This window comes from Bacillus sp. NPDC094106 (assembly GCF_044764345.1).
GTDB lineage: Bacteria > Bacillota > Bacilli > Bacillales > Bacillaceae_G > Bacillus_A.
Genome location: NZ_JBIWHY010000035.1, coordinates 19,183 through 29,732 on the forward strand (window position 1 = coordinate 19,183; position 10,550 = coordinate 29,732).

The 10,550-nt window shown below is 36.5% G+C and carries 11 protein-coding genes and 1 tRNA gene; 4 read left to right on the top strand and 8 right to left on the bottom strand.

Annotated elements, in window-relative coordinates; all coding sequences use genetic code 11:
- Positions 1-7: 7 nt before the first annotated feature.
- Positions 8-1,186, top strand: a complete 1,179-nt coding sequence (locus ACIQ7L_RS27530; protein ID WP_400573332.1) for a site-specific integrase — start codon at positions 8-10, stop codon at positions 1,184-1,186.
- Between the two features lie 77 nt (positions 1,187-1,263).
- On the opposite strand, the gene groL is transcribed toward ACIQ7L_RS27530, so the two are convergent.
- Both groL and groES read right to left on the bottom strand, forming a co-directional pair.
- Entirely contained in the window at positions 1,264-2,901 is a 1,638-nt protein-coding gene (gene groL, locus ACIQ7L_RS27535; protein WP_400573334.1) for a chaperonin GroEL, read from the bottom strand.
- Positions 2,902-2,938: 37 nt separating this feature from the next.
- Entirely contained in the window at positions 2,939-3,223 is a 285-nt protein-coding gene (gene groES, locus ACIQ7L_RS27540) for a co-chaperone GroES (RefSeq protein WP_000917306.1), read from the bottom strand.
- A 436-nt stretch (positions 3,224-3,659) separates the two neighbouring features.
- Here groES and ACIQ7L_RS27545 point away from each other — a divergent pair, with 436 nt between their 5' ends.
- Together ACIQ7L_RS27545 and ACIQ7L_RS27550 are read left to right on the top strand one after the other, a co-directional pair.
- Positions 3,660-4,409 carry a CPBP family intramembrane glutamic endopeptidase gene (locus ACIQ7L_RS27545; protein ID WP_400573335.1) on the top strand — a complete coding sequence of 250 codons (750 nt, stop codon included), beginning with the start codon at positions 3,660-3,662 and terminating at the stop codon, positions 4,407-4,409.
- The gene (locus ACIQ7L_RS27550; RefSeq protein WP_097898436.1) at positions 4,406-4,597 is read left to right on the top strand and encodes a YdiK family protein; all 192 of its coding nucleotides are present in this window, start codon (positions 4,406-4,408) and stop codon (positions 4,595-4,597) included. The genes ACIQ7L_RS27545 and ACIQ7L_RS27550 overlap by 4 nt, the downstream gene beginning before the upstream one ends.
- A gap of 28 nt (positions 4,598-4,625) precedes the next feature.
- Here ACIQ7L_RS27550 and ACIQ7L_RS27555 read toward each other — a convergent pair whose 3' ends face one another.
- Positions 4,626-5,255 (bottom strand): redox-sensing transcriptional repressor Rex, encoded by a 630-nt coding sequence (locus tag ACIQ7L_RS27555; RefSeq protein ID WP_400573337.1) that lies wholly within the window; start codon positions 5,253-5,255, stop codon positions 4,626-4,628.
- A gap of 186 nt (positions 5,256-5,441) precedes the next feature.
- Here ACIQ7L_RS27555 and ACIQ7L_RS27560 point away from each other — a divergent pair, with 186 nt between their 5' ends.
- Positions 5,442-7,367 (top strand): ABC-F family ATP-binding cassette domain-containing protein, encoded by a 1,926-nt coding sequence (locus ACIQ7L_RS27560; RefSeq protein ID WP_400573339.1) that lies wholly within the window; start codon positions 5,442-5,444, stop codon positions 7,365-7,367.
- A 283-nt stretch (positions 7,368-7,650) separates the two neighbouring features.
- On the opposite strand, the gene tsaD is transcribed toward ACIQ7L_RS27560, so the two are convergent.
- The 5 genes from tsaD to ACIQ7L_RS27585 all read right to left on the bottom strand — a co-directional run bounded on the left by tsaD (position 7,651) and on the right by ACIQ7L_RS27585 (position 10,536).
- Positions 7,651-8,667 (bottom strand): tRNA (adenosine(37)-N6)-threonylcarbamoyltransferase complex transferase subunit TsaD, encoded by a 1,017-nt coding sequence (tsaD, locus tag ACIQ7L_RS27565; RefSeq protein ID WP_400573341.1) that lies wholly within the window; start codon positions 8,665-8,667, stop codon positions 7,651-7,653.
- Complete coding sequence (gene rimI / locus ACIQ7L_RS27570; RefSeq protein ID WP_400573342.1) at positions 8,667-9,110, bottom strand: ribosomal protein S18-alanine N-acetyltransferase; 444 nt, start codon at positions 9,108-9,110, stop codon at positions 8,667-8,669. The genes tsaD and rimI overlap by 1 nt, the downstream gene beginning before the upstream one ends.
- 11 nt (positions 9,111-9,121) lie before the next feature.
- Entirely contained in the window at positions 9,122-9,814 is a 693-nt protein-coding gene (gene tsaB / locus ACIQ7L_RS27575) for a tRNA (adenosine(37)-N6)-threonylcarbamoyltransferase complex dimerization subunit type 1 TsaB (protein ID WP_400573344.1), read from the bottom strand.
- A complete protein-coding gene (gene tsaE, locus ACIQ7L_RS27580; RefSeq protein ID WP_400573346.1) occupies positions 9,795-10,268 on the bottom strand; it encodes a tRNA (adenosine(37)-N6)-threonylcarbamoyltransferase complex ATPase subunit type 1 TsaE in 474 nt (157 codons plus the stop codon). The genes tsaB and tsaE overlap by 20 nt, the downstream gene beginning before the upstream one ends.
- Positions 10,269-10,460: 192 nt before the next feature.
- Positions 10,461-10,536: transfer RNA gene (locus ACIQ7L_RS27585), tRNA-Asp, on the bottom strand.
- Positions 10,537-10,550: the final 14 nt, after the last annotated feature.

Below are 10,550 nucleotides of genomic sequence, written 5' to 3' on the forward strand. Positions count from 1 at the left end.
GAATTCGATGGCATACATCTATAAAAAGGGGAAAAAGTGGGCGTTCCGTGCATATATGGGTACTGATCCCGTAACAGGAAAGGAAATAAAAAAGAGCAAATCTGGTTTTTTGACTCAAAAGGACGCAAAACTTGCAGCCGCCTTATTCGAAAGACAATTTCATAATGGAGAATACATTCAGCCTTCTAAAATGGCCTTCTTAAACCTTTATAACGATTGGGAAAGGCATTATAGTCAAGATGCCAAAGAAAGCAGTGTGAGGGCTAGAAGGATTGCTTTAAAGCATATTATTAATGAGTTTGGACAACTTCCGATTCAAAAGATAACTAAAAAGGCTTATCAAGACGTTATAGATAAGCTTGCTACTCAATTCAGTGCAAACTATGTGTCCAGTATTCATACTTCGACAAATATGGTATTCGAATACGCTATTACAAATAATTTAATCAAAGAAGCACCAACAAAGGGCATTAAACTACCAAAGAAAAAGAAAACTGTATCTGATCTTGAAAATGATAATTCTATTAATGAAAAATTTCTTGAAAAAGAGGAATTAGAAGAATTTCTAACTGTCACTAAAAATGAAGGCTTGGAGAGCGATTTACTTGCCTTCACTATGTTAGCTTATACTGGTTTAAGAATTGGGGAATTGGTAGCTTTAAAATGGTCTGATATTGATTTTAATGAACATACACTAAGGGTTATAAAAACTTACTACAATCCAACGAACAACAAGTTAAAATATACATTACTGACACCAAAAACAGAGGGTTCCATTCGCACAATAACAATAGACCCTCTTTTAGTTGCTATGCTCAAGCAACACAAACAACAACAAGAAAAAATAATAATAGATAACAAACCTTTCTATAAAGACAATGATTTTATTTTTTCAACCAATGAAGGTTATCCTAAGACAATTAAGCATTTATCAATTAGAATGCAGCGACTACTTAAGAAGACATCTATTCAAAAACAAGTAACACCTCATTCATTTAGACATACTCATACGTCTTTGTTAATTGAAGCAAATGTACACATAAAAGAGATACAAGAACGATTAGGACATTCAGATATTAATACGACAATGGACATATACGCACACATGACAAAGAACATAAAAAAAGAGGCTTCCAATAAGTTCAGTAACTTAATGAAAGACCTCTCTAAAAATCTCACCGACTAATATCGGTCACTTTTTCGGACACTTATTAAGGTGTAAAGGCTTATAATTGTTGATATAACAAGGTTTTTACATCTTTATTACATCATTCCGCCCATACCGCCCATGCCCATGCCGCCCATGTCAGGCATTCCAGCAGCACCAGCTGGTTCTGGCTTGTCAGCAACTACAGCTTCAGTTGTTAAGAACATAGCTGCAACAGATGCTGCGTTTTGAAGTGCAGAACGAGTTACTTTTGCTGGGTCTACGATACCAGACTCAAGCATGTTTACCCATTCGCCTGTTGCTGCGTTGAAACCAACGCCTACTTTTTCGCCTTTTAAGCGTTCTACAACAACAGATCCTTCTAGACCAGCGTTGATTGCGATTTGACGAACTGGCTCTTCTAATGCACGAAGTACAATGTTGATACCTGTTGCTTCGTCGCCTTCAGCTGCAATACCAGCCACTTTAGTGTATACGTTCATAAGTGAAGTACCGCCACCTGCAACAATACCTTCTTCTACTGCTGCACGAGTTGAGTTAAGTGCATCTTCAATGCGAAGTTTACGCTCTTTTAACTCAGTTTCAGTTGCTGCACCTACTTTAATTACTGCTACGCCGCCTGCAAGTTTAGCAAGACGCTCTTGTAATTTTTCACGATCGAATTCAGAAGTTGTTTCTTCTAATTGTGCACGGATTTGACCGATGCGAGCTCCGATTTGTTCTGTGTTACCTACACCTTCAACTACAGTTGTGTTTTCTTTCGTTACAACAACTTTACCAGCGCGTCCTAAAGATGCAACTGTAGCCGATTTTAAGTCACGTCCTAATTCTTCAGTGATTACTTCGCCACCAGTTAAGATTGCGATATCTTCTAGCATTGCTTTACGACGGTCACCAAAGCCAGGAGCTTTAACAGCTACTACATTGAATGTACCACGAAGTTTGTTTACTACTAATGTAGCTAAAGCTTCGCCTTCTACATCTTCTGCAATGATAAGAAGTGGTTTACCTTGTTGTACCACTTGCTCTAACACTGGTAAGATTTCTTGGATGTTAGAAATCTTTTTGTCAGTGATTAAGATATATGGGTTATCAAGTACTGCTTCCATTTTGTCAGAATCAGTAATCATGTAAGGAGATGCATATCCACGATCAAATTGCATACCTTCTACTACATCTAATTCTGTTGTGAATCCTTTAGATTCTTCTAATGTAATAACGCCGTCGTTACCAACGCGCTCCATTGCTTCAGCAATTAATTTACCTACTTCTTCATCATCAGCAGAAATAGCAGCTACTTGCGCGATAGAAGATTTACCTTCGATTGGTTTAGAAATCGTTTTTAATTCTTCTACTGCTGCAACAACAGCTTTTTCGATACCTTTACGAAGACCCATTGGGTTCGCACCAGCTGTTACGTTTTTTAAGCCTTCACGAATCATAGCTTGTGCTAATACAGTTGCAGTTGTTGTTCCGTCACCAGCTACGTCATTTGTTTTGCTAGCAACTTCTGCTACTAATTTTGCACCCATGTTTTCGAATGCATCTTCTAATTCGATTTCTTTTGCGATTGTTACACCATCATTTGTAATAAGTGGTGAACCGAATTTTTTCTCAAGTACAACGTTACGACCTTTTGGTCCAAGCGTTACTTTTACTGCATTTGCAAGAGTGTCGACACCGCGAAGCATCGAACGACGTGCTTCTTCACTAAATTTAATATCTTTTGCCATAATATTTGACCCCCTTGGATTTTTAAAATGTATATAATTAACCGATAACTGCTAAAATGTCACTTTCACGTAAAATCAAGTAGTCTGTACCTTCATATTTCACTTCAGTACCTGCATATTTTGAGAAGATGATAAGATCACCTGCTGCTACCTCTAAAGCAACACGCTCACCATTTTCAAGCACTCGGCCAGTACCTACTGCAATAACTTTACCCTCTTGTGGTTTTTCTTTTGCAGTGTCTGGTAATACAATACCACTTGCTGTTTTTTCTTCTGCTTGAACAAGCTCAATTACAACGCGATCACCTAATGGCTTTAGCATGAACAATAACCTCCTCATTTTTTATGTAAATTTTCTTTATTAGCACTCAAGACTCATGAGTGCTAACACACTTATAATAATAAATAATCTCATTTTCTTTTGCAAGTAAAAAAATCATAATTTTTTCGCAAATTGCTAGATACACTTTTTCTATACGTCCTCCTAGAAAAGAACAACTTGATTATCGTTGTAACTATTCTCAAGAAAGCCTTCCATATATGAATCGGCGTTTCCACTTATCGTATGTTACAATATGAAAGACGCCATAAATTGTTTTCTCTATAAGTACAGCATTTTCCTGTCTTCTATTTCATTTTCAAAGAAAGATTTACAAAAAAATCATAATATGAATGGTTATTACGTATACTCGGCTGGATGTTTACATGTTATCCCGCCTTATCTCATAAACTAGAGTTAGAAAGGATGGTTAACCCATTTGAAAAAACAATATTGGTGGATTATAGTTACATACATTCTTATGCAGTTATCAAGTATTGTTGGATTACCACTTCTTGTGAAAACTGGACTATATGATAATAGAGGATTCACGAGAGAAGAAAAAATCCAGCTACTGACTGGTCACTGGGCAATCATTAGCTTCTTCATTGCATTATGTATTGTACTTTTTCTGCTTAGAACAGATATTCGAGAGAGGCATTTAGATACAAAACGAGCTAGTATTCCTGCCGCAGTTGGTTGGATTTTTATCGGTTTCTTCTTAGCTTTCTTTTCCCAAACAATTGCAGGTACGATTGAAATGCGCTTACTAGGTATTAAGCCTGGTTCTGAAAACACGGAACACTTAATGGAAATTGCAAGAACTACACCATGGTTCCTTATTGTTATATCGATAATCGGACCTATTTTAGAAGAGATTGTGTTTAGAAAAATTTTATTTGGTACATTGTATAAGAAATTTAACTTCTTTATCGCAGCTATTATTAGCTCGCTTGTATTTGCAGCAATTCACTTTGATTTTTCACATCTATTGGTATACACTTCCATGGGTTTTGTATTCGCATTTTTATATGTAAAAACGAGACGGATTATTGTCCCTATCATGGCCCATGTTTCAATGAATACCCTGGTCGCGCTAGCTCAAGTCTTAATAAGTAATGAACAAATACAGGAAATGATTAAAGAAGCTGAAAAAATGCAAGGCTTTATCGGAGGATTTTTAATATGAGGAACTCACCATTGTTCATGGCAGCACTATATTTCCTGCTTGGATGTGTTTTTGTACGCCTCGCAATTATGAACGTTACAGATACAATCTGGAACCCTTGGACACTACTGTTTGCAGCTATGGCAACAATTGATTTTAATTTGGCACTTCGTCTTATCTTAGTCAAATTTACAAAGAAAAAACAATAATAAAACGCAGAGGATTTTCCTCTGCGTTTTATTGTGGATAATTTTTCAAAAAGTAAACAAGCGTTTGTAATTCTACGGCTAAATCAATATGATGAATTCGTATATTTTCTGACACGTTTAATCGTGCTGGCGTAAAATTTAGAATTCCGTGTACAGCTGTATCAGCCAATCGATCTGCCACAGCTTGTGCAACGGTAGCAGGTACTGTTAATATTGCCACTTGTATATCACTTTTTAGACGCTCTTCTAGTTCATCTAAATGATATACAGGAATTCCTCCGATTTCTGTTCCAACTTTCTCTTCATTGATATCAAAGGCCATTTCAATTTTTGTATTATTATTTTTCGTGAAATTGTAATGTAAGAAAGCGGTCCCTAAATTACCCACTCCAATAAGTGCCACACGTGTTATATCATCTTGATCAAGCGTTTCACGGAAAAATGATAGTAAATAATTCACATTATAACCATATCCTTTTTTTCCTAACGCTCCAAAATATGAAAAGTCTCTTCGAATCGTCGCGGAGTCGACCTTCACCGCTTCACTCAATTCTGCTGATGAAACACGTTGCTTACCAGAAAGAGATAAGTTTTGGATAAATCGATAGTATAGAGGCAATCGCTTGGCAGTGGCCTGTGGAATCTTCTGTTGATCCATATAACCTCTCCTCTCTTCCTATCTTTGTTCCTATACCTGAAACAAATAGAAAAGTTTAGCACTTATGACTTTCCTTGTATAATAAAGAGAGAAAAATTCTCTCTTTATTTTAAACTATACACTATTTTTAGTATGATTGAGAAATATAAACATGGCAAAGTTAAGAAATTATTTGAGGTGAAAACATTGATTCTATTACAAGTGAATGGGCTTTCAAAATTATACGGTGCTGAAACAATCCTTGCAAACATTAAATTAGAAGTTCAAACGAAAGATCGTATCGCACTAGTCGGACGAAATGGAGCCGGAAAATCTACATTGTTAAAAATAATTGCCGGAGAGTTATCTCATGATGGCGGTGAAATTATAAAACCAAAAGATGTTTCAATTGGTTATTTAGCTCAAAATACCGGTCTCGAAACTTCTTTAACAATTGGGGATGAAATGCTAACTGTCTTTACACATCTACAGCAAATGGAGAAAAAACTTCGAAGGCTAGAGCATGAAATGGGGCAAGAAGAAAACTTTTCAAATGCTACTACGTACGAAAAATTACTCGCTGATTATGATCAATTGCAACTAGATTATAAAGATCAAGGCGGTTATCAATATGAGGCTGATATTCGTTCTATTTTAAGTGGTCTCGGTTTTCCAACCGAAACACACCAAACGACAATTTCTACATTAAGCGGTGGCCAAAAAACACGATTGGCTCTTGGTAAATTATTATTAACAAAACCAGATTTACTCATCTTGGATGAGCCAACAAACCATTTAGACATCGATACACTAACATGGCTTGAACAATATTTACAAGGCTATCCAGGAGCTATTCTAATTGTTTCCCACGATCGCTACTTTTTAGACAAGCTTGTTACACAAGTATATGAAATCTCTAATAAAGAAAGCAGACGATATGTTGGTAACTACAGTAAGTATTTAGAGCTAAAAGCTGCACTATATGAACAGGAAATGAAACGTTATGAAAAACAACAAGAAGAAATTGCTAAACTCGAAGACTTTGTCCAAAAGAATATCGCTCGTGCATCTACAACAAAACGTGCACAAAGTCGCCGTAAGCAATTAGATCGAATGGAATTACTGACTAGACCATTAGGTGACTCTAAATCAGCATCCTTTCACTTTGATATCGAGAAACAAAGTGGTAACGACGTCTTACAAGTAAAAGATGTTTCAATTGGATACGACCAAGAGCCTATTATTGAACATGTGAATATACGCTTAACCCGTGGTGATAGTGTTGCATTAGTCGGACCAAATGGGATTGGAAAATCTACATTATTAAAATCAATTGTGAATAAATTGCACACATTAAGCGGTGAAGTTTCTTTCGGTTCGAATGTATCTATTGGATACTATGATCAAGAACAGGCAAACTTAACATCGTCTAAGCGTGTTTTAAATGAATTATGGGATGAGTATCCACTACAGCCAGAAAAAGAAATTCGTACTATACTCGGTAATTTTTTATTCACAGGAGATGATGTATTAAAACCTGTTTCTTCTCTTAGTGGTGGCCAAAAGGCACGATTAGCCTTAGCGAAATTAATGATGCAAAAATCTAACCTGCTGATTTTAGATGAGCCAACAAACCATCTTGATTTAAATAGTAAAGAAATTCTAGAGAACGCCTTAATCGATTATCCAGGAACTCTTTTATTTGTTTCTCATGATCGCTATTTTATTAACCGTGTCACAACTACAGTCGTTGAGTTATCAACAGATGGTGCACAGGAATATTTAGGTGACTATGACTACTATATCGAAAAGAAAAATGAAATGATTGAACGTGCTGAATTTGAGCAACAAGAGGAAGAAGCACCTATTCAAAAAAACATTGCTCAAGAAAAATTAAGTTATCTTGAAGAAAAAGAGCGTAAAAAGCTAGAGCGCCAGCGTATTCGAAAAATTGAAGAACTGGAACAAAACATCGCGAAATTAGAAGAGGAGATCGAAGCATTAGAAGACCAGCTTTGTCTACCTGAAGTATATGCAGATTATGAACGAGCAAGTGAAATTACAAACACAAAACAAACATTACAAGAGCAACTAGAAAAACATATGGCAGAATGGGAAGAATTACACATGTAACCTTTCTATATTTACGTAATAAAAACAAGGTAGCCAAAGAATATTTAGCTACCTTGTTTGTTGTTCATATGAAACATATAGATTAATCAAAGGTCTGACATCTATCTATTTATCCACAACATTATACACATATCCACCTTTACTATATAAAGATAAAAATAACTTTTCCACATTACCCACAAAATATAAAAAAGTTATCAGCATTTTATATTCACAATAAAACCCACATTATCAACAGATAATGTGGGTTTTATCCACAGGTTGTGGTTAATTTTGTGTATAACTATGCTTCAATATCTAAACCTGGGTTTGCATTTAAGGCTAATGTTGCACGTTTCCCTTGTTCATATGCGATTGTCCCTGCTGCTGCAATCATTGCTGCATTATCTGTGCATAAAGATAATGGTGGAATGATTAGTTCCATATGCTCTTTTTTCGCAAATTCTGCTTCTAAACGTGCTCGAAGCCCTTTATTTGCTGCTACGCCCCCAGCAAGAAGCACCTGTTTTACATTGTACGCTTCAGCTGCACGTGCTGCTTTCGTTACTAATACATCTATTACACTTTCTTGGAAGCTCGCTGCTAAATCTTCTGGAGCAATTTCTTCGCCTCGTTGTTTTGCGTTATGCACAGTGTTGATAACTGCTGATTTCAATCCACTAAAGCTAAAATCATACGAATCTGGTTCTAGCCATGCACGTGGTAAATCAATCGTTGGCCTTCCTTCATGAGCAAGACGATCAATATGAGGACCACCTGGGTATGGCATAGATAACGTACGCGCCACTTTGTCATATGCTTCTCCCGCTGCATCATCTCTTGTTTCACCAATTACCTCAAACGAGCCATGTTCTTTCATATAAACAAGCTCTGTATGTCCTCCAGATACAACAAGTGATAGCAATGGGAATTCTAACTCTTTTACTAAGCGGTTCGCATAAATATGACCAGCGATATGATGAACACCAACAAGAGGAATATTATGAGCAAAAGCAACAGCTTTAGCCGCATTTACACCAATTAAAAGTGCACCTACTAAACCAGGGCCTTCTGTCACTGCAATTGCATCAATATCTTCAAAAGAGATATTTGCTTCTTTTAGTGCTTCTTCTAATACAACTGTAATTTGTTCTACGTGATGACGAGATGCAATCTCTGGTACAACTCCGCCAAAACGCTTATGACTTTCAATTTGTGATGCAACAACATTTGCCACTATTTCTGTTCCATTTTTAACAATCGCTACAGCTGTTTCATCACAGCTTGTTTCAATGCCAAGTATAATCGTATTTTTTTCCATTATATATTCACCCACATTACAAGACCATCTTCATAATTGTCTGTATAGTATCGTTTACGAATCCCACCATTTTGGAATCCATACTTCCGGTATAACTGTTTCGCTACTTCATTTGAAACACGAACCTCAAGTGTCATCGTTTTTGCTCCCATCTCCTTCGCTTGGTCCATTACTTCTTTAAGCAAAGCATCCCCAAGCTTCTGACCACGATATTCTGGCAAAATAGCTATATTTGTTATATGTGACTCATCAATAATAATCCACAATCCACAATATCCAATTACCAGACCATCCTTTTCTATAACAACATAATGTGCATATTCATTCATCGTTAATTCACGGTGAAATGCATCGGCAGTCCAAGGAGTTGGGAAAGACGCTTCTTCGATAGCTACAATTTGAGCAATATCATCAGTCGTCATCTTTCTAAATGTAATATCCATTTCAACAGCTCCTATTTTTTTTGACTTTCTAGCCATTTTGTTTCTGCCTCTGCTAGACGAAGATAGCTCGGAACAAATGTATGTACACTTTGTTCTTCCTTTTGTAATCCTAAAAATGCTAGCTCACTTGGTCTTGGATTATTCTTTGTAAAGGAAGCAAATACAGCTTGATCTCCCAAATATTCTATAATCGTTTCTTTATGCAGCTTTACATCATTACCGATAAATAGAACAGGTTGTCCCTTATCCTTTAACATCTGTAACCAATCCACAATAAGAACAATACGATCATCTTCTATGGAAGTTAGCCTTTCTTCTTCATATGTATACAAACCTGTATAAACCTGTCCACGGCGTCCATCAAATAAAGGACAAATAACTCCTTGGAAATTACCCCCATTAGCAGCTACCACTTCTAAACTAGACACACCAACAATCGGTATTTGCAATGACCATGCTAGCGTTTTCGCAACCGTCACGCCTATACGAACGCCTGTATACGAGCCAGGGCCAGCTGCTACAACGATTTTATCTAACTCTTTCGGTTTTACATTACATTCCTTTAGAAGTTGTTCTACAGCTGGCATAAGGCGTACAGAATGATTTTTTGTTAAATTTGTAATGATTTCCCCAACAACAGTGTTTTCCTCAATAAGAGAAACACCCATTACGTAATTTGAAGTATCAATTGCTAGTACTTTCATCTTGTAATAGCTCCTCACATAATCTAATATAGCGTTCTCCATTTGGTTCTAATACGATTTTCCTTGTATCATTCCCTGCATGGAATAAGCTAACTTTTAAATTTTTATTTGGTAAATATGGTTCTATTAAATGAGCCCATTCCACTACCGTTATACCTTCGCCATAAAAATACTCATCAAATCCTAAATCTTCTTCACTTTCCGCTAAACGATACACGTCCATATGATAGAGCGGTAGTCTTCCTTTGTACTCCTTAATAATATTGAATGTAGGACTATTTACAACTCTCTTCACACCAAGGCCCTTTGCTAGACCTTTTGTAAATGTCGTCTTACCAGCGCCAAGATCTCCTTCTAAAATAAGTACATCTTGTGCTCCAACAAGTTGTCCCAGCCTTTCTGATAATTTTTGTGTTTCCTCAGAAGACATTGTTGTTATTTCATATTTATTCAAAGGTTTCACCTACTTTACTCACAATATTCTCTGCTCTTTATTATACAGATTTTTTCGCGTTGTTTCATTTTGAACATATAAAAAAGACCTTAGGAGTTTTCCTAAGGATAAGTTTGACTGTCTTTATAAGTTTTCTTAAAAATAAATAAAAAAATACGAAACAACTTGTTTCGTTCTTTTCTTTATATAAAATGGCGGTCCCGACCGGGGTCGAACCGGCGATCTCCTGCGTGACAGGCAGGCATGTTAACCACTACACCACGGGACCATTTGGTTGCGGGG

Coding starts and splice junctions, on each gene's coding strand:
- ACIQ7L_RS27530 (WP_400573332.1), top strand. CDS start 8: ATGGCATACATCTATAAAAAGGGGAAAAAGTGGGCGTTCCGTGCATAT.
- groL (WP_400573334.1), bottom strand. CDS start 2,901: ATGGCAAAAGATATTAAATTTAGTGAAGAAGCACGTCGTTCGATGCTT.
- groES (WP_000917306.1), bottom strand. CDS start 3,223: ATGCTAAAGCCATTAGGTGATCGCGTTGTAATTGAGCTTGTTCAAGCA.
- ACIQ7L_RS27550 (WP_097898436.1), top strand. CDS start 4,406: ATGAGGAACTCACCATTGTTCATGGCAGCACTATATTTCCTGCTTGGA.
- ACIQ7L_RS27555 (WP_400573337.1), bottom strand. CDS start 5,255: ATGGATCAACAGAAGATTCCACAGGCCACTGCCAAGCGATTGCCTCTA.
- tsaD (WP_400573341.1), bottom strand. CDS start 8,667: ATGGAAAAAAATACGATTATACTTGGCATTGAAACAAGCTGTGATGAA.
- rimI (WP_400573342.1), bottom strand. CDS start 9,110: ATGGATATTACATTTAGAAAGATGACGACTGATGATATTGCTCAAATT.
- tsaB (WP_400573344.1), bottom strand. CDS start 9,814: ATGAAAGTACTAGCAATTGATACTTCAAATTACGTAATGGGTGTTTCT.